This window comes from Aquaspirillum serpens DSM 68 (assembly GCF_000420525.1).
Classification (GTDB): Bacteria; Pseudomonadota; Gammaproteobacteria; order Burkholderiales; family Aquaspirillaceae; genus Aquaspirillum; species Aquaspirillum serpens.
On record NZ_ATVC01000010.1, the window covers coordinates 24,236 to 48,605 of the forward strand.

At 49.4% G+C, this 24,370-nt stretch carries 19 protein-coding genes; 2 read left to right on the forward strand and 17 right to left on the reverse strand.

Annotation, left to right across the window (positions count from 1 at the left end):
* Window positions 1–53: 53 nt before the first annotated feature.
* On the forward strand, window positions 54–1,856 hold the full coding sequence (locus G465_RS13295) for a M61 family metallopeptidase (RefSeq protein WP_022653106.1): 1,803 nt from the start codon (window positions 54–56) through the stop codon (window positions 1,854–1,856).
* An 85-nt stretch (window positions 1,857–1,941) separates the two neighbouring features.
* Window positions 1,942–4,587, forward strand: a complete 2,646-nt coding sequence (pepN, locus tag G465_RS0103525; protein ID WP_022653107.1) for an aminopeptidase N — start codon at window positions 1,942–1,944, stop codon at window positions 4,585–4,587.
* 3 nt (window positions 4,588–4,590) lie between these two features.
* Here pepN and rnhB read toward each other — a convergent pair whose 3' ends face one another.
* The 17 genes from rnhB to G465_RS14950 form a co-directional block, all read right to left on the reverse strand.
* A complete protein-coding gene (gene rnhB, locus G465_RS0103530; RefSeq protein WP_022653108.1) occupies window positions 4,591–5,196 on the reverse strand; it encodes a ribonuclease HII in 606 nt (201 codons plus the stop codon).
* Window positions 5,193–6,386: a lipid-A-disaccharide synthase gene (gene lpxB / locus G465_RS13300; protein WP_022653109.1), complete on the reverse strand. Its 1,194-nt coding sequence runs from the start codon at window positions 6,384–6,386 to the stop codon at window positions 5,193–5,195. Before lpxB ends, rnhB begins: the two co-directional genes overlap by 4 nt.
* 2 nt (window positions 6,387–6,388) lie before the next feature.
* Entirely contained in the window at window positions 6,389–7,162 is a 774-nt protein-coding gene (gene lpxA, locus G465_RS0103540; protein ID WP_022653110.1) for an acyl-ACP--UDP-N-acetylglucosamine O-acyltransferase, read from the reverse strand.
* A 4-nt stretch (window positions 7,163–7,166) separates the two neighbouring features.
* Window positions 7,167–7,646, reverse strand: a complete 480-nt coding sequence (gene fabZ / locus G465_RS0103545; RefSeq protein ID WP_022653111.1) for a 3-hydroxyacyl-ACP dehydratase FabZ — start codon at window positions 7,644–7,646, stop codon at window positions 7,167–7,169.
* A 9-nt stretch (window positions 7,647–7,655) separates the two neighbouring features.
* Window positions 7,656–8,702, reverse strand: a complete 1,047-nt coding sequence (lpxD, locus tag G465_RS0103550; protein WP_022653112.1) for a UDP-3-O-(3-hydroxymyristoyl)glucosamine N-acyltransferase — start codon at window positions 8,700–8,702, stop codon at window positions 7,656–7,658.
* Entirely contained in the window at window positions 8,699–9,190 is a 492-nt protein-coding gene (locus G465_RS0103555; RefSeq protein ID WP_022653113.1) for an OmpH/Skp family outer membrane protein, read from the reverse strand. The genes lpxD and G465_RS0103555 overlap by 4 nt, the downstream gene beginning before the upstream one ends.
* Window positions 9,191–9,205: 15 nt before the next feature.
* Window positions 9,206–11,485, reverse strand: coding sequence for an outer membrane protein assembly factor BamA (gene bamA / locus G465_RS0103560; protein ID WP_027405139.1), 2,280 nt, complete (start codon window positions 11,483–11,485; stop codon window positions 9,206–9,208).
* 9 nt (window positions 11,486–11,494) lie between these two features.
* Window positions 11,495–12,841 (reverse strand): RIP metalloprotease RseP, encoded by a 1,347-nt coding sequence (gene rseP, locus G465_RS0103565; RefSeq protein WP_022653115.1) that lies wholly within the window; start codon window positions 12,839–12,841, stop codon window positions 11,495–11,497.
* Window positions 12,835–14,094, reverse strand: a complete 1,260-nt coding sequence (gene ispC / locus G465_RS0103570; RefSeq protein ID WP_022653116.1) for a 1-deoxy-D-xylulose-5-phosphate reductoisomerase — start codon at window positions 14,092–14,094, stop codon at window positions 12,835–12,837. Before ispC ends, rseP begins: the two co-directional genes overlap by 7 nt.
* Window positions 14,078–14,899: a phosphatidate cytidylyltransferase gene (locus G465_RS0103575; RefSeq protein WP_022653117.1), complete on the reverse strand. Its 822-nt coding sequence runs from the start codon at window positions 14,897–14,899 to the stop codon at window positions 14,078–14,080. The genes ispC and G465_RS0103575 overlap by 17 nt, the downstream gene beginning before the upstream one ends.
* A 4-nt stretch (window positions 14,900–14,903) precedes the next feature.
* On the reverse strand, window positions 14,904–15,662 hold the full coding sequence (gene uppS / locus G465_RS0103580) for a polyprenyl diphosphate synthase (RefSeq protein WP_040399082.1): 759 nt from the start codon (window positions 15,660–15,662) through the stop codon (window positions 14,904–14,906).
* Between the two features lie 13 nt (window positions 15,663–15,675).
* Window positions 15,676–16,233, reverse strand: coding sequence for a ribosome recycling factor (frr, locus tag G465_RS0103585; RefSeq protein ID WP_022653120.1), 558 nt, complete (start codon window positions 16,231–16,233; stop codon window positions 15,676–15,678).
* A gap of 41 nt (window positions 16,234–16,274) precedes the next feature.
* The gene (pyrH, locus tag G465_RS0103590) at window positions 16,275–17,000 is read right to left on the reverse strand and encodes a UMP kinase (protein ID WP_022653121.1); all 726 of its coding nucleotides are present in this window, start codon (window positions 16,998–17,000) and stop codon (window positions 16,275–16,277) included.
* 164 nt (window positions 17,001–17,164) lie between these two features.
* On the reverse strand, window positions 17,165–18,040 hold the full coding sequence (tsf, locus tag G465_RS0103595; RefSeq protein WP_022653122.1) for a translation elongation factor Ts: 876 nt from the start codon (window positions 18,038–18,040) through the stop codon (window positions 17,165–17,167).
* Window positions 18,041–18,192: 152 nt separating this feature from the next.
* The gene (gene rpsB / locus G465_RS0103600; RefSeq protein WP_027405142.1) at window positions 18,193–18,930 is read right to left on the reverse strand and encodes a 30S ribosomal protein S2; all 738 of its coding nucleotides are present in this window, start codon (window positions 18,928–18,930) and stop codon (window positions 18,193–18,195) included.
* A 147-nt stretch (window positions 18,931–19,077) separates the two neighbouring features.
* Complete coding sequence (locus G465_RS13305) at window positions 19,078–21,558, reverse strand: EAL domain-containing protein (protein ID WP_052165371.1); 2,481 nt, start codon at window positions 21,556–21,558, stop codon at window positions 19,078–19,080.
* Between the two features lie 52 nt (window positions 21,559–21,610).
* Complete coding sequence (locus G465_RS14950; RefSeq protein ID WP_022653124.1) at window positions 21,611–23,980, reverse strand: PAS domain-containing sensor histidine kinase; 2,370 nt, start codon at window positions 23,978–23,980, stop codon at window positions 21,611–21,613.
* Window positions 23,981–24,370: the final 390 nt, after the last annotated feature.

The following is a 24,370-nucleotide window of genomic DNA, read 5'->3' on the forward strand; positions in this document are numbered from 1 at the left end:
GACATCTTATTGACCTACATCAAGCGTATTCGGCCTAACGACGAGCAAATCACATGTTTACTGTTCATTATCAGATCTCAGCACACCCCACCCACGCACAAGCATTAGATGTTGCTATCGAGATTACGCTTCCAGCACCGCAAAACGTACAACTCATGCTACCAACATGGATACCTGGTAGCTATCTTATCCGCGAATTCTCACGTCATCTGCACGCCATCACAGCAACGACAGCACAAGGTCAACCTTTGTTATGTCAAAAAATCGATAAACACCGTTGGTGCGTTGCAGCAACGGAAACCCATTTTACCGTACGCTACACAGTTTATGCTTACGATTTATCAGTTCGCGGTGCCTACCGAGACCAACAGCGGGTATTTATCAATCCAGCATGTGTTTGCCTCGAGCTAGAAAACGTCACAGAAGCGACTTTTTCTCTCGGTCTTTCTGCTTTTGGCAACCCAAACTGGGCAGTTGCCACTGCCCTACCTGCACAGAACGTCAATTCACTGGGTTGGGGACGCTATACCGCCACCGATTATCAACATTTGATCGATTGTCCCATAGAAATCGGTTCGTTTCAGCGAGTTTGCTTTGATGTTGAGGGGCTTCCCCATGAATTTGTTTTATCGGGAGCGGATGAACGGGTGGATATCGCTCGTTTAGTCAACGACACCGCAGCGATTTGCCGCGAGCAGATTCGTTTTTTTGGTGGAGAAACACCGTTTACACGCTATGTCTTTCTGTTACATGTTGGAGATGGCTTGTATGGCGGTTTAGAGCATACATCAAGCACTGCTCTACTGGCTGATCGCAAGGCTTTGCCCCTGCACAATACCACACAAACCAACGATGACTATTTAGATTTACTGAGCTTGATTAGCCACGAATATTTCCATGCTTGGAATGTCAAAACCATCAAGCCGCAAGCCTTTACGCCCTATCAGCTACAAGCAGAAAGCTATACACGTTTATTGTGGGCCTTTGAAGGTATTACCTCGTATTACGATGAATTGTTCGTTTTGCGCGCAGGGCTGATGTCGTTCGAGACCTACTGCAACAAACTTGCTCATAGCATAAGCCACGTTCAACGCCAACCAGGACAACAGCGACAAACCTTGGAAGAATCAAGCTTTGACGCATGGATTAAATTTTACCGGCCAGATGAAAATACTGCCAATGAGGTGGTCAGTTACTATCAAAAAGGCGCATTAGCAGCACTGATATTGGACTTAGCGATTAGACGCCATAGTCAACAAACACAGTCGTTAGATGATGTCATGCGTCACCTGTGGCGACATGTTACGACAACCCAACAAGGCTTGGCCGAAACGGAATGGGAGCAATTAGCCAGTGCTTATCTTGGTTGGGACATTTCGCCGCTATGTGATGTGCTGTTGAGAAGCACACAACCGCTTCCCCTAGCAGAATACTTAGCCGATGCAGGGATTGATGTCAGCTGGCATGTTGCAGCGCATGACCAAGATAAGGGCAAAGCCATCACCCTTTCCTCCGCTTTACCCACCCCAGCACAATGCGGTGTTAGCTTGGGCGTTCGGACACAAACAGATGTCTTAGGGTGTAAATTACACACAGTTTATCAAGGGGGCGCGGCGGCAGAAGCGGGGCTTGCCGGTGGCGATATTATTTTAGCAATCAATGGATTACGGATTAAAGATTTAGACAGTGCATTAAGCGGCTATCAAGCAGGTGATAAAATTGCAGTCCACATCCTCCGTCGGGAATATTTGTTGCAGTTTGAAATTATTTTATCAAATAAACCTTTAGATACCTGTTATTTACAACATTCAGATTTTGCATTGCAACAAAATATCTGGCCAGCCGCGATTGTGTAAAATCAGTACAAACAACAATTTATGTCTTTTTTAAAGATGCCGCCTTATAATAGGCGGCATTGTTTTTTATCTCTAGCTGAACATTATGACTGCAACCAGTTCGTCTCCGACCATTCATCTTCGCCGCGATTATCAGGCCTCGCCATTTTTGGTAGATCGTATCGATCTGACTTTTGATATCCGTGACCAATCTACCCGCGTTCATTCACGGTTGTTAATTAAACGTAATCATCACGCTATTGCACAAAACGATCTGGTATTACATGGTGCGGCATCACTGAATTTGATTCAGCTAGATGGAGAGGTTTGGCCAACTGAACGCTACCAAATCAATTCAACAGAAGAAACATTAACGTTATTTGATGTACCAGAAAGTTTTATTTTAGAAATCGAAACCGAAGTATTCCCAGAAAAAAATACCAGTTTAATGGGGCTTTATGCTTCTAATGGCAATTTATTTACCCAATGCGAACCAGAAGGTTTTCGCAAAATCACCTATTACCTCGATCGCCCTGATGTCATGGCGAAATTTTCTACCACATTAATTGCCGATAAAACACGCTATCCAGTGTTATTGTCCAATGGCAATAAAGTCGGGCAGGGAATTTCTGATAAAAAACGGCATTGGGTAAAATGGGTTGATCCTTATCGTAAACCCAGCTATCTGTTCGCGGTGGTAGCGGGCAAGTTGGCTGTGGTACGCGATGAATATATCACCCGTTCTGGGCGCAAAGTTGCCCTCGAAATTTATGTCGAAACCCATGATGTGGATAAAACCCAACATGCTTTGCGTTCATTGAAACGTGCCATGAAATGGGATGAAGACCGCTTTGGCCTTGAGTACGACCTCGACACTTATATGATTGTTGCTGTCGGCGACTTTAATATGGGGGCGATGGAAAATAAGGGGCTCAATATCTTCAATACAAAATTCGTTCTTGCGCGACAAGACACTGCCACCGATTTTGATTTTGAAGGGGTGGAATCGGTAATTGGTCATGAATATTTCCATAATTGGACCGGTAATCGTGTGACTTGCCGCGATTGGTTTCAGTTATCGCTAAAAGAAGGTCTAACGGTTTTTCGCGATCAGGAATTTACTGCCGATTTATACAGTCGTGCTGTAAAACGGATCGAAGATGTGCGACAGCTGCGCACAGCACAATTTCCAGAAGACGCCGGCCCAACCGCCCACCCGATTCGTCCCGATTCTTATATTGAAATGAATAATTTCTACACCATGACCGTGTATGAAAAAGGGGCCGAAGTGGTGCGGATGTACCAAACGCTATTTGGGCGTGAAGGTTTCCGTAAGGGACTAGAATTGTATTTCCGCCGCCATGATGGTCAGGCGGTTACCTGCGATGATTTCCGCCAAGCGATGGCTGACGCCAATCAATATGACTTAACACAATTTGAACGATGGTATGACCAAGCAGGCACACCCGAAGTGGCAGTGGAGATGTTCTATAGCCCCTCGGCACACAGTGTCACTTTGCATATCAGACAACATTGTCCAGCGACCCCTGGCCAAACAGACAAAGCGCCGTTTCTGATCCCTCTCACGGTGGCGTTGTTTGATCCGAACGGCAAGGCCTATCCGTTACAGATGTCAGAGGAAACTGAGGCGCAGGGCGATGAACGGGTGTTAATTTTGCGTGAACGCGAACACAGTTTTACGTTTATCAATATCGATCACCTACCGATTCCATCGCTGCTGCGTGATTTCTCGGCACCGGTCAAACTGCATTACCACTACAGCGCGGAGGAACTGGCATTTTTATTCGCCCATGACACCGATGCTTTTAATCGTTGGGAAGCCGGTCAGATTTTATTCAGACAGACCATTTTGCAACAGTTAGAACACCCATCGTCCAATGCTGCTCTACCGGCGGTGATTATCGAGGGTGTGCAACGAATTTTACATAGCGACAGCTTAGACCCTGCTTTTAAAGCCTTAGCCTTAACCCTACCAAGTGAGGTGGAGTTATTTGAAGCCGTGCCGGGAGAGGTTGATCCAGTAGCGTTGGTGCAAGCTCGGGAAGCTGTGCGTGCAGCACTTGCGCGCAGTCTGCGCCATGAATGGCAAGCGATGTATCAGCGTTGTCAGCGTCCGGCGTTCCACCATGAAGACAGCGGATGGCGCAGTTTAAAGAATCTGTGCTTGGCGTATTTGAATGCGGTGGACGACCCCATTGCGGTTGAACTGGCACAAGTGCAATACCAAAAAGCAGACAATATGACCGATCAAGCGGGAGCATTAAGTGCTTTGCGTGATCGGCAAGGCGCAATACGCGATCATTTATATGAAGATTTTGCCCAGCGTTGGCAAAAAGAAGCGTTGGTAATGGATAAATGGTTTGCGCTTCATGCGGCTAGCCTGCGGCCAGATACGCTCAATCGTACTGAGGCCTTGTTACAACACCCGTGTTTTTCCTTGAAAAACCCGAATAAAGCGCGTGCAGTTTTGGGCTCTTTTGGCCGTAATTTGCTGCATTTTCATGCGGCTGATGGCAGTGGTTACCGCTTCTTGGCACAAAAAGTGTTGGAGATCGACCAGTTTAATCCACAGGTTGCATCACGTTTGGTGAGCTTGTTTAACCGCTGGACACGGCTAGAACCCCAACGACGGCAGTTAATGAAACAGGAGCTGACCACGATTGTGCAACAAGCCGGTTTATCCCGCGATGTGTTCGAAATTGTCTCTAAATCGCTCGAAGCAGCACACTGAGGATTAGAACAAGGCGCGCTGTTGCTGGGCAACAGCGCGTTTAACCGGCGCAAAACTCAGGCGGTGAACAGCTGCAATGGGGCCAAATTGTTCTAAGGCGGCTAAATGGGCCGCAGTGGGATAGCCCTTATGTGCAGCAAAACCATATTGTGGATAGGTCTGGTCCAACAACACCAATTCGGCATCACGCGCCGTTTTTGCCAAAATCGAAGCGGCAGAAATGGCTTTGACTTTGCTATCACCTTTGACAATCGCCTCTGCCGCCATCGTCAAGCCGCTGGGAATACGATTACCATCCACCAACACACGTTGCGGTTGTAAGGCCAAGCCTTCTACTGCCCGCCGCATCGCTAACAAGCTGGCCTGTAAGATATTGAGCTGATCAATTTCTGCCACTGATGCCGAGGCAATACACCACGCTACGGCATGTTGTTTGATTTCAGCTGCCAGTTGATCGCGTTTTTTCTCTGACAGCGTTTTCGAATCTGCCAAACCAACAATCGGGCAGACATCAGGGAGAATCACCGCCGCCGCTACCACGCTGCCGGCTAACGGCCCACGGCCTGCTTCATCGACACCGGCAATCCACTCAGTTAAGCATTCGCTCACCGGTTTCCCTTTTTCTCTTTTCCACCATGCAAGGCGATGGTTTGCAACACGGCTTGGGCAGCTAACAAAGCACTATCCGCCCGCAAAGTACGATGTAACACTGTAAATTCTTGTTCCAACCAAGCGCGATACAGTGGATCGGCATAGTGTTGCAACATCATATTGGCAAGATTTTCTGGTGTTGCCTCATGTTGCAACAACTCTGGTACCACAAAACGACCACAAAGAATGTTAGGTAAACCCACATATGGTAGTTTCAACTTATGCTTAACCAAATGGTAAGTCATCGTGGAAATGCGATAGCTAATTACCATCGGCCGTTTTGCCAAAGCCACTTCTAAAGTTGCCGTACCACTCGCCACCAATACCCCATCCGCCGCGATCATTGCATCACCGGCATGACCATACAGCACTCGCAATGGCAGTGATTCCATCTTCCACTCTTTTAACAACGCTTGCACCCGATCTAAGGTAGGGCGTGTTGCCACCGGTAATAAAAACTGTGCGTCGGGTAAGGCTTGGTGAATCAGCGAGGCCGCCTCTAAAAAGAGCTGCCCCATGTATTCAATTTCGCTGATGCGGCTACCAGGAAGGATAGCAAACACCGGACTGTCAGTTGCCAGTTGCAGGCGATGGCGCATAGCGTCGCGGTCGGGTACATCAGGAAAACGCTGTGCTAGTGGATGGCCGACGAAAGTAACCGCCACCCCTGCTTTTTCGTACAGCGGCGGTTCCATTGGAAACAAGGCTAAGATGTGATGTACCGAACGTTTGATGCGTTCAATCCGTTCTGGCCGCCATGCCCAAATCGAAGGACTGACATAATGCACCGTAGAAATACCCGCTTCTTTGAGGCTTTCTTCTAAGCCAAGATTAAAGTCCGGCGCATCAATTCCAATAAATACATCAGGCGGTTCAGCCAACAACGCTTTTTTTAAACCACGGCGAATACCCAATAGGCGGGGCAAACTGCGTAACACTTCGGCATAACCGCGCACCGCCAGCGCTTCTTGTGGGTACAAACTATGTAATCCCTGCGCCTCCATTTTGGGGCCACCAATACCGACACATTCAATGTCTGGCCGTTGTTGCCGCAGGGCTTCGATCAGATGTGCGCCGAGTGTATCGCCTGACGCTTCTCCAGCAACCAAGGCCACCTTTAAGGCCTGAGGACGAGAAAACAAAGGCATGATTATCGAATCACACCACGTTGGCTACGCGCAAAGAAGTCAGGGAAAAGCTGTAACACGGGCTCGTTCTCTGCTGCTTGTGCAATACGTTGTTTAGCTTCTTCAAGCGGTAACCCCTCTCGATAGAGGGTTTTATAAGCACGCCGAATAATACGAATTTGCTCACTGCTAAAACCGCGACGTTTTAAGCCTTCGCTATTGATGGTCGCGGGGCGGGCATGGTTACCCGCCACAGTCACATAGGGCGGCACATCTTGCACGATAATCGAACCGCCAGCACTCATTGCATGGGCGCCAATTTTGCAAAATTGATGTACCGCCGTCAGACCACCGAGAATCACCCAATCATCGACTTCAACATGACCGGCAAGAGTGGCGTTATTCGCCAAAATCGTGTGGCTACCGACAACACAGTCATGGGCAATGTGGACATAAGCCATAATCCAATTGTCGTCGCCAATACGGGTAATCCCTTTATCCTGCACCGTACCTACACTGATGGTGCAAAATTCGTGGATAGTATTGCCATGACCAATCCACAATTCGGTTGGCTCGCCACGATATTTTTTATCCTGAGGCGCACAACCCACTGCCGCATGGGAATGGATTACATTGTTTTCACCCAGATGCGTGCGGCCGCTGATTACCACATGCGCACCGATACGGCTGCCAGCGCCAATGGTGACCTCAGGCCCAATCACCGCGAAGGGGCCAACTTCAACAGAAGAGTCGAGCTGTGCTTGTGGATCGACAACAGCAGAAGGATGAATGGCCATGGTGTTAAATCTCCCGCCGCGCACACATTAAATCAGCCTCACAGGCTAATTCACCATCAACTAAGGCACGGGCGGAAAATTTGCCAATGCCGCGTGATACCCGCAACATTTCCACTTCAAAAATCAGTTGATCGCCCGGCACCACTTGACGTTTAAAACGCGCATTATCGATACCGACAAAGAAATACAGTGCGTTTTCTTGCCGTACATCACCATCATGGGTTTTGATGGCTAAAATACCTGCCGCTTGTGCCAAGGCTTCAATAATCAATACCCCCGGCATCACCGGATATTGTTCAAAATGTCCCACAAAAAATTGTTCATTCACGGTCACATTTTTTAATGCTTTAACGCGCTTGCCTTTTTCCAGTTCTAGTACACGATCAACCAGCAAAAAAGGATAGCGGTGAGGCAACAATTTCATAATGTCGCGAATGTCGATCTGGGTTTCGATGTCGGTTGTTTGTAGCGAAGTATCGCTCATAATCAAGTCCTAAGAATGAGTCTCTGACGCAGCCTGCTGCGCCTCCAACGTCTTAACGCGTTGGTATAATCGATCAAGCTGACGCAATTGCGCAGCGTTATGGGTCCATTCACGATGGGTCGCTAATGGATAAACAGCGGTGTAATGTCCGGGTTCACGGATGGACTTCGCCACCAATGTTCCGCCCGAGATATGCACACGGTCACCAATTTGCAGATGACCAGAAATCATGCCGGCGCCACCCACCATACAATAGGCACCAATACGCGTTGAACCGGCCACCCCGACACACGCCGCCATCGCGGTATATTTGCCAACACGGACGTTATGGGCAATTTGAATTTGATTATCCAAACGCGCACCATATTCAATCACCGTATCGGCTAAAGCACCGCGATCGATGGTGGTATTGGCGCCAACATGAACATTGTCTTCAATCACCACTCGGCCAATTTGTGGAATATCGAACCACCCTTCCTCAGCCCCAGCCCATGCCATACCAAATCCATCGGCACCAATGACCGCGCCACTGTGAATCACACAGCGCGCACCAATTCGGCAATCACGGTAAACCGTGACACGGGGATGTAATACCGTGCCAGCACCGATTTCTACCCCATCCCCCACCACACAACCGGCATGAATTACAACATCATCAGCGATTTTGACCCCAGCACCGATTACCACTTGGGCGGCAATATGTGCCGATGGCGCAATGTCGCTGTGATCACCGATGACGGCAGAGGGATGAATTGTCGGTGTATAACGCGGTTGTGGATGCAGTAACCGCGCAACTTTAGCAAAATAGAGATACGGATCTGCAGCCAGAATCGCACTATTAGGCACCTGCTCTGCCAATTCTGGACGCACAATCACCGCTGCAGCGCGACAAGCGGCCAATTGCTGGCGATATTTGGGATTGGCCAGAAAAGCGATATCACCATCGCCAGCGGTTTCTAGTGGTGCGACAGCCTTAATCTGCACATCCTCACCACGCCACTCTCCACCGAGTGCCGCTACCAACTCGGATAAATGAAACCCCACGGTTTGGCTCATTTATCCAACTCCTTCAACACTCGGTCGGTTAAGTCATAGCGCGGGCTGACATACACAGCATCTTGCAAAATCAAATCAAACTGATCTTGCGCTGCCAACTGACGAATAGCGCGGTTTGCACGGTCGCGTACAGCAGCAAATTCTTCATTGCGGCGCAATGCCAAGTCCTCACGGAACTCACGCTGTTTTGCTTGAAACTCACGATCTAGCTGTGCCAGCTCGCGCTCACGGTTGCGGCGTTCGCTGTCGTCCGGCTTCATTTTTTCAATGCGACTTTGCAAATCACGCGCACGCGCTGCCAACTTCTTCAGCTCTTGTTCGCGCTGAGCAAACTCACGTTCTAGACGTTGTTGTGCCAATACTGCTGGTTTTGCCTCACTGTAAATCCGCTCAGTGCTGACATAACCAAACTTAAATTCAGCGGCTGCCGCTGGCCATGCCGACAGCAAACCTAAGATTGCTAAGCCCGTGCTTATCCGTTTTCTCATGGTCAACCTTTGTCCTTAGAACGTGGTGCCCAATGTAAATTGGAAACGCTGTAGCTTGTCGTCTTCTTTCTTACGTAAGGGATAGGCCAAGCTAAATTTCATCGGGCCGATTGGCGACAACCAAGTCAGAGCAGCACCGGCAGAGTAGCGAATCTCGTCAGAAGCACCGGTCTTAATCTCGCCCCCCCACAATGTCCCAGCATCGACAAAGGCACTGGCACGAATGGTCTTATCGTCTTTCATCCCGGGGAAGGGGAACAGCAATTCGGCACTGGCCACCGCACGCCGCGTTCCGCCATAAGCATCGCCATTTTCGTCTTTTGGACCAATGGTGCCGGTTTCAAATCCTCGCAATGAACCAATCCCACCCAAGAAGAAGTTTTGGTAGAACGGCATTTTTTCTGTGCTGCCGTAAGGTTGAACAAAGCTCAACTCACCCGACAACGCCAAAGTAAAGGTTTTTGATAAGGGGAAGAACCATTGTTGTGCGTGAACAAATTTACCGTATTCAATATCGCCACCGGGTAAGCCAAATTCGGTGTTCACTCGCATCACCCGACCTTGTGTAGGCCACAGGGCGCTATCACGGGTATCACGTGCCCAACCGGCGCGGGCTAACCATGTCAGGTTGCTCTTGCCGAAATCGCGCACAAAATCACGATAGCGAATTGGACTGTCCTCAAACACTTCAACCTTATTGTGTTCGGCACCCAAACTAAAGTTGACAGTATCGTATTCGGTAATCGGTACGCCAAAACGGACAGCAAAACCCGAGGTATCGGTTTGATAGTTGTAACGGTCAATATTGTTTGGGGTGTAACGGCGGGTGTAAATGTCATAACCAAGCGACACGCCATCAATCGTGAAGTAAGGGTCGGTAAATGATAGGTTGAGGTAACGATTTAACTTGGAGGTGTTAAACGAAGCACTCACCGCTTTACCCGAACCAAAGAAGTTCGACTGTGAAATCCCTGCGGATAAGATCAAGCCTTCATTTTGGGCATAACCAGCACCCAAAGTAACGTTACCGGTGGGCTTTTCTTTCACCGAGAAATTGACATCGACTTGGTCAGCAGTATCTGGCACCGGCGGTGTTTCGACATTCACATCGGTGAAGTAACCCAGCAAATCCACCCGTTCTTTAGAACGCTTAATTTTTGCCGAGTCATACCAACCGCCCTCGACCTGCCGCATTTCACGCCGAATCACCTCATCACGAGTACGGGTATTACCGACAATGTTGATACGGCGCACATAGCTCCGCTTACCGGGATCGACAAAGAAGGTAAACGCCACTTGTTGTTTATCGCGATCAAGCTGGGGGGCAACGTTAATATTGGCAAAGGCGTAGCCTTCTTGCCCTAAACGTTCGCTTAATGCCGAGACTGAGCCATTAACCTTATCTCGGGTAAAAATATCGCCGGTTTTGATTTGCAGTAAATCGCGCATTTCTGGTTCGGGAACAATGAGATCTCCCGCCAGTTTGACATCAGAAACTGTGTATTTTGCGCCCTCGGTGATATTTACCGTGAGGAACATATCTTGTTTATCAGGGCTAATACTGACCTGAGTTGAGTCAATCGAAAACTCAAAATACCCTTGATTCAGATAAAAAGCGCGTAACTTTTCTAAATCACCAGATAATTTTGGCTTGGAATACTGATCGTCCTTCGTAAACCAAGATAACCAACCACCGGTTGACAGCGAAAATTCTTTTAATAACTCTTTTTCTTCAAAATCGCGATTGCCGACGATTCGAATTGATTTAATTCGTGCTGCCGCACCTTCGTTAATATCAAACGTAATCGCCACCCGATTGCGTTCTAGTGGTGTGACTTTAGTGTTGACTTCAACCGAGTATTTACCTCGGCTGTAATATTGCCGTTTTAGTTCTTGTGTTGCCAAATCGAGCAAAGCGCGGTCGAAAATCCGCGATTCGGCCAGCCCATTTTCTTTGAGGGCTTTTTTCAGTTGGTCTTTATCAAATTCTTTTGAGCCATTAATGATTAACTCGGCCACCACTGGACGTTCAGCCACCGAGACAATCAACACATCGCCTTCGTGCTCAATCCGCACATCGTTAAAGAAACCGGTTGCAAACAGCGCTTTAATCGACGCTTCGGCACGCGCATCAGTGAACGTATCACCGACCTTAATCGGTAAATAATTGAACACCGTGCCGGGCTCAGTACGTTGTACGCCTTCGACACGAATATCCTTCACCACAAAGGAGGATGCAGCCCAGGCCGGAGCCATGGCCACGCTAACAGCAGCAGCAAGGTAGGAAAGTTTCATAGGTGGCGGTCATCCCGCGAAAAGACGGTTGAAATCGTTAAAAATCGCGAAGAGCATCAAGGTCAGTAACAACACCAAACCGACGCGATAGCCAAAAGCCTGAGCTTGTTCTGATAAAGGTTTACCCTTCACCAACTCGGCAACATGATACAGCAAGTGCCCCCCATCCAGCATAGGAATAGGCAACAGGTTTAATACCGCTAAGCTGACGCTGATTAACGCCAAAAACTCAATATAAGACGACAGGCCACGCCGAGCCGTTTGCCCAGCAAAATCAGCGATGGTTAAAGGCCCGCTGAGATTTTGTAAACTGACGTCGCCCAATACCATGCGATAGAACATCGAGAACGATAAACGCACATCGCGCCATGTCCGACTCACCGCCACCACCAGCCCATCAATCGGGCCAGCTTGCTGTTCAAACTGCAATTGCGCTAACCATGCCGCATCGACCTGTGGCGCAACACCAATGCGGGGGATGCGTTGACCATTTGGGGCATCAACCCAGTTTGGAATGACTGACACGGTAAAACGCTGTTCACCGCGCTGAATGGTTAACAGCAGCGGTTGTTGCGGTTGCCCTTGTTGCCGCAGGGCACGAACCAAATCGCCCCATTCTTTCACCGGATGTGAACCGACTGCCTCAATGGTGTCACCAATACGCAGACCAGCTTGAAAAGCCGGTGAGTCAGGTTCAAGCGCCGCTACTTGTGGCAGCAAACGCTGTGGTAATAATCCCAAACCAGCGACTGCCGCCGGCTCTGCCGAGAGACCACGCTCATTCGGCGGCGGCAAGGTACGAGTACCATATTCGGTGTGTAGTTGAATCGCTTGTTCTGGTTGCGACAAGGCATCCAGTAGTGCCAAGCGTAGCCCTGCCCAATCTTCAATGGTGGTTTCATTGACTCGCTCAACCCTGTCACCCGATTTCACGCCAGCCTGTGCCGCTGGGGTATCTGGCAACACCGTACCAATGAGAGGGCGCAAGGCTTCGGTACCCGACCACGCAAGCGCAGCATAAAACACCACCGCCAACAGCAAATTAGCCGCTGGCCCTGCCGCTACCACAGCCATCCGCGCCAAGACGGGTTGTGCCGCAAAGGTATGGGCACGCCAAGCCTCGGGCATCTGCGGTTCGTAAGTGTCTAGCATTTTGACGTAACCACCGAGGGGGATGGGCGCCAATGTCCACTCAGTCCCATGACGATCACGCCAGCTAAACAGCGGTTTACCGAACCCCACCGAAAAGCGCAGAACATGAATCCCAGCACGCCGCGCCACCCAATAGTGGCCCAGCTCGTGAAATGTCACCAAGATACCAATGGCAACTAAGAACGCTAACACCGTGGTTAGCATGTGATTCGCTCCACGTGTTGCAAGGTGTAACTGCGTACAGCCTGATCCAAAGCAAACAAATCATCCAAACACCCACTGTTTGCGTGGGCAAAGTGTGTCAAAGCGTTTTCTACCAATTGGGGAATGGCAGTAAAGCGGATTTTTTCCGCTAAGAAAGCCGCCACTGCAATTTCGTTGGCGGCATTTAACACCGCTGGGGCATCAGCCCCCTGTTCTAATGCAGCAAAAGCCAAGCTTAATGCGGGGAAACGCACAAGGTCTGGTTGTTCGAAGGTCAGCGGAGGCAAGGACAGAAAATCTAAAGCAGCGACACCGGCAGTGATTCTCTCCGGCCACGCTAAGGCATGAGCAATCGGCGTCCGCATATCAGGGGTTCCCAACTGCGCCAATACCGACCCATCACGGTAGCGCACCATGGAATGAATCACGCTTTGTGGATGCACCACCACTTCAATTTGTTCTGGTATGGCATCAAATAACCAGCGTGCCTCGATCACTTCCAAGCCTTTATTCATCAACGAGGCCGAGTCAACCGAGATTTTTCGCCCCATCACCCAATTCGGATGAGCACAGGCTTGGGCAGGCGTCACCGAAGACAGCGCCTCAGCGGAGAATTGTCGGAACGGCCCACCCGAGGCGGTTAAGATAATTTTCTCCACCCCAGCTTGTGCCAATGACACACAATCAGCCGGTAACGATTGGAAAATCGCGTTGTGTTCGCTATCGATGGGCAATAAACGCGCACCAGATTCGGTAACCGCTTCCATAAAAAAGCGACCGGCCATCACTAACGCTTCTTTATTAGCCAATAACACCTTTTTTCCGGCTTGTGCTGCGGCCAACGCTGGCGGCAGGCCAGCCGCGCCGACAATCGCCGCCATCACGGCGTCAACATCAGGATGGGCAGCAATCTGTTGTAATGCCTCGGCACCATACAACACTTCTGTGGTGCATCCTTGCTGACGCAGACCTTGTTGTAATTGGGCCGCGCTAGCTGCTTCGAGCGTTACCGCATAACGGGGTTGAAATTGGATGCATTGTTGAGCCAATTTATCAATTTGTTGTCCACCGCTTAAGGCAAACACCTGATAGCGGTCGGGGTGGCGTGCGACGACATCGAGAGTATTGACGCCAATCGTCCCTGTCGCACCCAAGACCGTCAGTAATTGTGGCGAGGAAGAAGACACTTGCTGTTTCACGCGATTATCCCGTTCGTTTTTGCCGTTGAGAGACAGACTAGAAAGCAGAGACATAGGCTTGCAGGGCAGCAGCCACGGCCAATACAGCAATCAAACTGTCAATTCTATCCAACACACCACCATGTCCAGGAAGTAGTTGGCTAGAGTCTTTCATCCCCGCTTGACGCTTAAACCACGATTCCAATAAATCACCAACAATGCTCACCGCAGTCAGCGACCACGCTACGAGCACCCACATCCATACCGGTAACGACCAAGATTGCAACAGCTCGGTTTGAGAGAGGATCACTGCATAGATCGCCACAGCAACCAAAGCACCATAGACCCCTTCCCAGCTTTTGCCAGGGCTAATCGCTGGCGCCAATTTGCGGCGGCCAAAGGTTTTGCCAGAAAAGTAAGCGGCGGTGTCAGCCAACCACACTAAAGCCATCAAAGCCAACAATAGGCTGGCAGACGTTGGACTGGGTCGCCATGTTTGCAACGCACTCCAAGCCGGTAACAACAACAACCAGCCAACACCCATGGCCAATAACGGCTGTTTTAATAATGACCAACGCTGTTTAAGCCATAGCGGCGCAGCCACAAACCAAAACAGCAACACCAAACCATGCACCGCCAGTGGCAACGGATAAGCAACACGATCGGATGAGACAATCCAAGCGGTTAACCCTGCTGCGGACAGTGCAAGATAGAAAATTTGTTGCAGACGAGACAACTGCACTAGGCGTGACCATTCCCACAACCCCAGCAACGTGATCAGCGCAGTAAACGCAGCCCATTGCCAAGAATCAAACGCAAATAAGGCTGCTAGCATCACTGGCAATAACACCAGAGCAGTCAGGACACGCAATTTCAGCATAAAACTAATCCAAGCGACGCAGCGCGGGGTCAAGCTGTTCGCTGGTGCGGCCAAAGCGACGTTCGCGACAACGATAAGAATGCATGGCCGCTTCGAGCGCAGCGCGATCGAAATCGGGCCATAAGGTTTCAGTGAAATACAGCTCGGCATAGGCCAGCTGCCACAGCAGGAAATTACTTATCCGCTGTTCACCGCCGGTGCGGATAAACAAGTCGGGTTCAGGCGCTTGACCTAGGGACAAATAGGGCTGGAGATCGGCCTCTTGTACCGGTTGCTGAGGATCGTGACCTGCGGCCAGCAGTTGGTTCACTGCATGCAAAATATCCCACCGCCCACCGTAATCGGCAGCCACCGTCAACACCAAGCCTTGATTATTGGCTGTCCGTGCCTCAGCCGCCTCGATGCGTGCCACCAAGTCAGCAGAAAAACGCGCACGATTGCCAATCACTTGCAACCGGATATCGTTGCGGTGTAACCGTTCAACCTCGCGTTCGAGCACATCTAAGAATAGCCCCATTAAAAACGAGACTTCTTCGAGAGGCCGCCGCCAATTTTCGCTAGAAAAAGCAAACAGCGTCAGGTATTGCACTCCAAGTTCCGAACAAGCGCGCACCGTGGCGCGCACCGCTTCCACCCCGCGTTTATGCCCCGCAATGCGAGGTAAAAAGCGGCGTTTTGCCCAGCGCCCATTGCCATCCATAATGATGGCAATGTGGCGGGGAACGGCATCCACCGTGGGCAGAGTTTGCGTGCTACTGGGCAAAGGGTAATGCTCCTTAGATTTCCATCAGCTCTTTTTCTTTTTCTGCCAAAGCTTTGTCGATTTCGGCGACAAACTTGTCAGTCAGCTTTTGGATGTCTTCTTGGGCACGACGCTCTTCGTCTTCGGTAATCGCTTTGTCTTTCAACAAATTTTTCAGATCGTTATTGCTATCACGGCGCACATTGCGAACGGCCACACGGGCGTTTTCTGCTTCACCTTTCACGATTTTGGTTAAATCGCGACGACGTTCTTCAGTCAACATCGGCATTGGCACACGAATTAAATCGCCATTAGAAGCAGGATTCAGACCCAAATCAGAGTCACGAATCGCTTTTTCAATTTTTGCCGCCATGCCCTTTTCCCATGCTTGCACCCCGATGGTACGCGCATCGATCAGCGTGACATTACCGACTTGGTTAATCGGTGTGGGCGAACCGTAATAATCGACGGTGATATGGTCGAGCAAACCGGTATGAGCGCGACCAGTCCGCACTTTGGTCAAATCGGTTTTGAAGGTTTCTAGGGTTTTTTGCATCCGCTGTTCAGCAGATTTTTTAACATCATTAATCATTGGAAATCACACTCCAAAGCAAGGGTTGGAGAAAAAAATGTTTAGCAGTGTACCAGTGTGCCTTCATCATCGCCAAGCACCACACGACGCAGACCGCCTTCTTTGAAAATGCTAAATACTTTGATATTCAGTTTTTGGTCACGGCATAACGCCAGCGCAGTAGCATCCATCACTTTCAGATTTTTGATAATCGCTTCATCAAAAGTCAGTTTTTGATAGCGAGTGGCTTCGGGGTTTTTCTTCGGATCGTCAGTGTAAACCCCATCGACTTTGGTTGCCTTTAACATCACATCGACGTTCATTTCCATCCCACGCAACGCAGCAGCGGTATCGGTGGTAAAGAACGGATTGCCCGTACCAGCAGCAAAAATCACCACTTTGCCATCTTCCAAATACTGCAATGCCTTGCTGCGAATATAGGGTTCAGCAATTTGTTGCATGGTTAAGGCCGATTGCACTCGAGCAGACATACCACGGCGGCTCATGGCATCTTTCAATGCCAGTGCATTCATAACTGTCGCCAACATCCCCATATAATCTGCTGTTGCACGATCCATCCCAGCCGCAGTCGGCGCTACGCCACGGAAGATGTTGCCACCACCGATCACAATCGCAATTTGCACGCCGAATGCGAGCACTTCTTGAATTTGGGTCACAATTTGTTCGATGGTTTCACGGTTGATACCGTAGCTGTCATCCCCCATCAGGGCTTCGCCGGACAATTTCAGCAGGATGCGCTGATAAGCCGGGGTGCGGGTTTCGCTCATGACTTAGACCTTTATAAATGCTTAAAAGATAAAACAGTGACAATCGGAATTGCCAAATCAGCAAACTTGAACAACGCAAATTTCCTCATTTGGCATACCCAATCAGTATGTTCGAAAAAAGGCACCTCATAACCGAGGTGCCTTTTCGCGTAAGAAAACAGAAATTACGCTTTGCTTGCAGCAGCGGCGGCAGCAGCCACTTCAGCAGCGTAGTCTTCTTGTTTTTTCTCGATGCCTTCGCCTACAACAAACATGGTGAAGCGGTTCACTTTCGAGGATTTTTCAGCCAACAGTTTTTCTACGGTTTGGTCTGGGTTTTTCACGAAAGCTTGGCCCAACAAAGTCACTTCAGCCAAGTATTTGGTGATACGACCTTCAACCATTTTTGCCACGATATCAGCAGGCTTGCCAGACTCAGCCGCTTGTGCGGTGTAGATACGGCGTTCGGATTCTAAGGTTTCAGCAGGTACTTCGTCTTTCGACACACAAATTGGCTTAGAAGCAGCGATATGCATCGCGATATCTTTACCCACTTGCTCATCAGCACCGTCGAAGTCAACCAACACGCCAATTTTCGAGCCATGCAAGTATGCAGCCAATTTGCCGGCGGTTTCGTAACGCACAAAGCGACGAACAGAGATGTTCTCGCCCAATTTAGCGATCACGGCTTTACGTTCAGCTTCTAAAGCGCCATCGTTGGCGGCCATCAGCGCTTCAACGTCAGCTGGGTTTACCGCCAACACGGCTTTAGCGGCAGCGTTAGCAAAAGCCAAGAAGCTGTCATCTTTTGCCACGAAGTCGGTTTCGCAGTTGACTTCTAACAACACGCCATTTTGGCCGTCGATCAAGTTAGCAATCACGCCTTCGGCAGCAGTACGGCCAGCCAATTTACCTGCTTTCGCACCCGATTTAATACGCAGGATTTCTTCAGCTTTTTTGATATCGCCTTCTGCTTCAACCAAGGCTTTTTTGCATTCCATCATGCCCAGACCGGTTGCGGCACGCAGATCGGCCACCATTTTTGCGCTAATTTCAGCCATTGAATGACTCCTGAATAAATAGAATTACGGTTGTGAAGCCACAGCCGTCAAAGATACGATTTTGGCGATTACCGTTTGATGACAAGCGGCAATGACGCCACATTCAAAAAAAGGGGCATACGCCCCTTTTTGCTTAGACTGTCTCGAGCAAATTACTCAGCAGCGGCAGCTTGTGCTTCAGCAGCAGCGGCAACCACTTCTTGCAGCGATTGTGCTTTGCCTTCCAACACGGCATCAGCGATACCACGAGCGTACAGACGAATTGCGCGAGCAGAGTCGTCGTTACCAGGGATCACATAGTTCACGCCGTCTGGAGTGTTGTTGGTATCCACCACGCCAATCACTGGAATACCCAGTTTTTGTGCTTCGCTCACTGCGCCTTTTTGGTAGCCAGTGTCGATAATGAAGATTGCGTCAGGCAAACCTTTCATTTCGCGGATACCGCCCAAGCTGCGGTCGAGTTTTTCGACTTCGCGTTGCAGATCCAACATTTCTTTCTTGTTGTAACCAGCATCAGCATTGGTCAACAAAGCTTGTTTGTCTTCCAGACGCTTGATCGATTGTTTGACGGTTTTGAAGTTAGTCAACATACCGCCCAACCAGCGTTGGTCAACGTAAGGCATACCAGCGCGTGCGGCTTCTTCGCGCACGATGTCACGAGCTTGACGCTTTGTACCCACGAACAACACGGTACCTTTGTTTGCAGTCAAACGACGCACATAGTTTTGTGCTTCGAGGAACAAAGGCAGGGTTTTTTCGAGGTTGATGATATGAATCTTGTTGCGGCTGCCAAAAATGTACTGAGACATTTTTGGGTTCCAGAAGCGAGTTTGGTGACCAAAGTGCACGCCAGCTTCGAGCATTTGGCGCATAGTAACTTGAGTGGACATCAGTAATTCCTGAAAATCAAAGGGTTATTCCGCCATTCGCGCGGTTGACCTAAAGGCACCCTTTGGCGCGAATGTGAGTAATACGCGCTAACTCATTAGCGCGGCGCGAGAGGATAGCACAGAAGGCACAACCGCTTCAATGTAAAACTAACGCGGTGGTAACGGCAAAATGGCACTGCCGTCATACACCAGCAAAGCAAACAGCTGTTCGCTTAGCCCACGTAACTGTTGCAACTGAGCACCATCCGTAGGCATGTCTTGCTGTTGTTGGCCGAGTAATTGGCGTGCTAATTGATGAGTTTCGCGATGTAAGCGGTCTATTTCAGCAAACAATGCCGGCGAACCATAGCGGGTTAAATCTTCTTGCAACAGCCATTGACCAAAACGGCATTGCGTTTCATCTAATGCAGGTAAAGGTATGGCAGAAGGGGCGGATGAGAGGTGTGATTCAATCGTACGAATCCACGCCCGATGTTCTACCGCTGCAAACAATAATGGCAATAGATCACGGCTGGCCCGCGAAAGACTGCGCCAGCGCACGGGCGGCTGCCAAGTTGCCAACCACGCCGCCACCTGTTCCGCCGGCATGGGATGTGCAATAGCAAACCCCTGCGCCAACTCACATCCTAAACGTAATAGAAAATTACCTTGCTCTTCTGACTCCACGCCCTCTGCCACCACACGGCAGCGGAAAGCATGAGCCAGCCCTAACACGCCCTCGAGCATCGCCAAATCATCAGGGTCGTTCAACATATTGCCAACAAAACGATGATCAATTTTAAGCTGACTGGCGGACAGACGGCGGATATAGTCAAGCGAACTATAACCAGTGCCAAAATCATCCAATGCCACAGCCACCCCCAAGGCATTGCAGGTGCGAATCGCCTCCGATGTCGCCGCCATATCATCGAGTGCGCTGGTTTCTATGATTTCTAAACACAGACTAAAACGCGGTAATTCGGGGTAACGCGCCAGCACTTCACCCAAAAATGGCAGAAATGCAGACGATTGAAATTGTCGAGCACTCAGATTGACACTGACAGAAATCGATAAACCTTGCGTTTGCCATTGCAACATTTGTTGTAGCGCGGAATGCACCACCCATTCACCCAGCTGCAAACACAACTTATCATTATCTAAAATAGGTAGAAAATCTCGCGGTAAAACAACCGTGTCTGAATCGGGCTGCCAGCGCAACAGTGCCTCAACCGCCATCAGTTCACCCGTGCGCATATTGACTTGTGGCTGATATAACAAGAAAAATTCGCCCAAAGTAAACGCTTGGTGCAAACGTTCTAAGCGTTGGTGTAACTCACGCGCCCGTTTGTCTTCTTCGGGATCAAAAAAACGATAGCGATTCTTACCGCTTTGTTTCGCACGATACATCGCTTGATCGGCTTGGCGGAGTAGAAAATCGGCATCAACCGCGCCATGCACAGGATAGAGGGCAACCCCAATGCTGGCCGACACTTGCAGCTGTGCATCACTAAATGCCACCGGCTGTGCTGCCGCCCCTAACAGACGATCAAGTAAGATGATCGTATCAGCGTGTTCCGATAGATCGGTGACCACCGCCACGAATTCATCACCACCTAACCGTGCGACGGTATCGGTCTCGCGTAAGGCTTGCCGCATTCGCCGCGCCACAGTGGTCAACAGCACGTCACCTGCTTGATGACCATAGGTGTCATTCACCGCCTTGAAGCCATCCAAATCAATATAAATCAAGGCAATTTTGCTATTTTGGCGATGGGTATGACGCATTTCTTGGCTCAGACGATCAGCCAACAAAGCGCGGTTTGGCAAACCCGTCAAGGCATCAAAATGGGCCAGTCGTTCTAGTTGTTGTTGTTGCTGTTTTTGTAGCGTGATATCCGTAAAGAAACAGACATAATGAGAAATCACCCCACGACCATCGTAAACCGCACTGATCATCAACTGGGCAATAAACAATTCACCATTCTTACGCTGATTCCACACCTCACCCTGCCATTGCCCCTGCTGTTGGAGATATGACCATAGATTGTCATCAAAAGCGGCTTGATGCTGCGGCGCATTCAATAAATAGGAAGGTTGATTGAGTAGCTCATCGCGGGGATAACCAGTCATATCACTCAAAGCCGCATTACATTCGATGATATGACCATCCGGCGCGGTAATCATGATGCCTTCAGAGGCGTGGGTAAACACCGTCGCGGCAAGGCGCGCATCCGCTTCACGATCATGCCGTAGGATGGCATAGCGGATGGCTTTTCTGACGTTACTGCCATCGGTGCCTTTACTGAGAAAATCCTCTGCGCCGGCGGCAATCGCTGTTTGAATGGTTTCGTGCTGGTCCAATCCCGTTAGCACCACAATCGGCGCATCAGGTAATAATTTACGGCAGCTAGCGACCGTTGAGATGCCAAAAGAATCTGGCAAATTAAGGTCGAGCAATACCACGTCGGGGTGAATCCCTTGGTGGATTTTGCGTTCAGCCGCCGCCAGACTTTCGACAATATGAACATCAAATGCGGTTGGACTGCGCTCTAAAAGCTGCCATCGAATCAGTTGTGCATCACCAGGATCATCCTCGATCACAAGCACAACAGGACAAGCGGCGGGTGTGCTGGTAGGATCGGGATACATGGATTTTTCCTATGTGAAGAACAAGAAAGACTGAAAGCATATCAAATTTTCATCAAGCAACCAAAGCATCTATTGCTATTTCTGGTTGAGCTTGCCATTTTGGCAACGAAAAATAAAACATACTGCCACACCCTTCGCCAGCAGATTCAATCCAAATTTTTCCACCATGTCGCTCAACGATTTTACGGCACACCGCCAGCCCCACCCCGCTGCCCTCATATTCATTACGAGTATGCAAACGCTGAAAGACTTTGAACAAACGGTGGAATTGGTTTGGCGCAACACCAATCCCATTATCTTTGACACAAAATAACCACCCTTCCTCATCCTTCGCTTCTACGGTGATGACGATATGGGGGGTGCGATCTCGTGCGCGATATTTGATTGCGTTACCAATTAAATTTTGAAATAAACGGGTCAGTTCATCACGAGAGACGTGTAATTGTGGCCACTCGCCAAGGATGTCGATGTGCGCTTGTGCTTCATGAATCGCTGGCGACAAAAAATGCAACGCTTCATCAAGAGGTTCACGACTGTCCACTACGGCCAAAGGTGACCCTTTGCGCCCAACCCGAGAGTATTCCAACAACGACACCAACATCTGATCCATACGCAATGCACCATCACGAACAAAGAATATCATCTGTTGTGTATCGGTGTTGAGATGTTGTGCCAAACTTTGTTCCAACAGTTGCACATAGCTGCTGATCATTCGCAGGGGTTGGCGTAGATCATGCGAAGCAACATAGGCAAACTGTTCTAATTCGGCATTGGAACGAGCCAGTTCCTCGCGTTGCAGCGCCAATAAACGTTCAGTTTCTTTACGTTGCGTGATGTCGCGATAAATCGTCAAGAAGTGAGGTTGATCTTCTAATTCCACCCGCTGCACTGTGACATGGACAGTGATCACACTGCCATCTTGCTTGCGGTGTAGCGTTTCAAAATCGTCATAACCCTCGGTTAACAGATGCTCGAAACGAGCGGTGGTTTGCTCTGGATGTTCATAAGCGTCGTATGCCGGAATCGGCAAAAGCGCGAAATCGTCTGCGCTATAACCGAGTTGTTGATGGGCAGCAGGATTGAATTGCACAGGTAAAGCGGTTTCAGGGTCAATCAATACCACCCCATCTGGCAACATCTCAAACAGACTGCGCATCCGAACGTCGCTACTACGCAAAGCGAATTCAGCCTGTTTACGCCGGCTAATATCCGTATGTGTCCCAGCCATCCATAACGGTTGACCATTTTCGTCACGCGAGACCACTTTACCTCGGTCTAACACCCATACCCAGTGCCCCTCACGATGGCGCATGCGAACTTCGGCCTCATAACAGTCCACCTCACCTGCAAAATGGGCTTGGAGCAACGATTCTGAGGCAGCAAAATCTTCAGGATGCGTAAAATGCAACCAAGTATTGATGCTAATAGGTTGTAACTCGTCAAGGCGATAACCAATAATTTCGGCCCAACGCTCATTAAAACGGGTCTCACCCGAAGGAATGTGCCATTCCCATGTCCCAACACTGGTACCCCATAAGATATTGCTTAGACGCTGGCGTTCTTGTTCAAGATGCTGTTCCAGCGTTTTGAGATGAGTTTGATCAAACAAATAGCCACGGATATGCAACAACTCACCCTTATCATCAAACACTAAACGAGTGAAATCGTAATACCAGCGATAGTCACCGTCTTTATGTCGGATCCGATAGCTCTGTTCAAAATGTGGGGTCTTGGACGCAATATAATTCGCCACTTCGGCAGTAATACGCGATTGATCTTCGGGATAAATTAAATCGAAGAAATGAAAGGTATCTGCGAACACTTCATGTTTTTGATATCCCAACACCGCCGCTACATTGTCTGAAACATGGCGCAATGGCCAACCACGCGAAGGCAACCAACTCATCACCATCACAGGGCCGGAAGAAAACAATTTCAGTTCTTCTTCTAGGTGTTGTTGGGCAATTTTGCGTAAACCAATGTCGTGCCATGTCACCAACATGCACTCTTGACCATCGGTAGAAAAATAAGACAGTGAGACTTCAGCAAAAAATAGGCTGCCGTCGGCACGAACATGAGTCCATTCGAAGCGTTGTTGCTGTTGACCTTCGCTTAATAACTGCATCAGGTCATTGGCTTTTTGTTCAGATAACTCACCGTCTGGCTGATACGGGGGAGACAGTTCAGCGGGTGTTTTGCCAACGACAGCAGAGTTGTCGACATAGCCTAAGATATTCAGCGCAATTGGGTTGCAATCGACAAATCGGCCTTGCCGAATAACAAGCGCAGGTTCGGGGAAATGATGTAGTACCGAGCGGAGGTAGTGATACTTTTTTTGACTCGTTTGCCATTGCCACCAAAGCACAGCGCAAAGGCAGAGCAGCAAGAAAGTGATCAACCATGGAAACAAAGGTGAAGCCATGATGACAGACTCTGAATAAGGTCGAATACTTGCCACCGCACTAGTACTTGCGACAGCACCCGTTAACAACAGACAAATCTGTCTCCAGACACGAGACACGAGACACGAGACACGAGACACGAGACACGAGACACGAGACACGAGACACGAGACACGAGACACGAGACACGAGACACGAGACACGAGATCATGATGTTTATCCCTGTCTAAAGGTTGACAAGAACAATTATATCACGAGCGAATATTTTTTGTTTAAATTTTACAAAAAAATCATTTATATCAATTAATACAAATTCTCGACCACTAATAACCATGGACGACCGCCCGCTTCGAGCTGAATCTTGCCATTTTCATCTAATTGCACACGAATCTTTGTCACCGAATTGCGCA

Bases quoted from the DNA above. Each gene is read 5' to 3' on its own strand.
- G465_RS13295 (WP_022653106.1), top strand. From the start codon at position 54: ATGTTTACTGTTCATTATCAGATCTCAGCACACCCCACCCACGCACAA.
- pepN (WP_022653107.1), top strand. From the start codon at position 1,942: ATGACTGCAACCAGTTCGTCTCCGACCATTCATCTTCGCCGCGATTAT.
- lpxB (WP_022653109.1), bottom strand. From the start codon at position 6,386: ATGCCTTTGTTTTCTCGTCCTCAGGCCTTAAAGGTGGCCTTGGTTGCT.
- lpxA (WP_022653110.1), bottom strand. From the start codon at position 7,162: ATGGCCATTCATCCTTCTGCTGTTGTCGATCCACAAGCACAGCTCGAC.
- fabZ (WP_022653111.1), bottom strand. From the start codon at position 7,646: ATGAGCGATACTTCGCTACAAACAACCGACATCGAAACCCAGATCGAC.
- lpxD (WP_022653112.1), bottom strand. From the start codon at position 8,702: ATGAGCCAAACCGTGGGGTTTCATTTATCCGAGTTGGTAGCGGCACTC.
- G465_RS0103555 (WP_022653113.1), bottom strand. From the start codon at position 9,190: ATGAGAAAACGGATAAGCACGGGCTTAGCAATCTTAGGTTTGCTGTCG.
- bamA (WP_027405139.1), bottom strand. From the start codon at position 11,485: ATGAAACTTTCCTACCTTGCTGCTGCTGTTAGCGTGGCCATGGCTCCG.
- rseP (WP_022653115.1), bottom strand. From the start codon at position 12,841: ATGCTAACCACGGTGTTAGCGTTCTTAGTTGCCATTGGTATCTTGGTG.
- ispC (WP_022653116.1), bottom strand. From the start codon at position 14,094: ATGTCTCTGCTTTCTAGTCTGTCTCTCAACGGCAAAAACGAACGGGAT.
- G465_RS0103575 (WP_022653117.1), bottom strand. From the start codon at position 14,899: ATGCTGAAATTGCGTGTCCTGACTGCTCTGGTGTTATTGCCAGTGATG.
- frr (WP_022653120.1), bottom strand. From the start codon at position 16,233: ATGATTAATGATGTTAAAAAATCTGCTGAACAGCGGATGCAAAAAACC.
- pyrH (WP_022653121.1), bottom strand. From the start codon at position 17,000: ATGAGCGAAACCCGCACCCCGGCTTATCAGCGCATCCTGCTGAAATTG.
- tsf (WP_022653122.1), bottom strand. From the start codon at position 18,040: ATGGCTGAAATTAGCGCAAAAATGGTGGCCGATCTGCGTGCCGCAACC.
- rpsB (WP_027405142.1), bottom strand. From the start codon at position 18,930: ATGTCCACTCAAGTTACTATGCGCCAAATGCTCGAAGCTGGCGTGCAC.
- G465_RS13305 (WP_052165371.1), bottom strand. From the start codon at position 21,558: ATGTATCCCGATCCTACCAGCACACCCGCCGCTTGTCCTGTTGTGCTT.
- G465_RS14950 (WP_022653124.1), bottom strand. From the start codon at position 23,980: ATGGCTTCACCTTTGTTTCCATGGTTGATCACTTTCTTGCTGCTCTGC.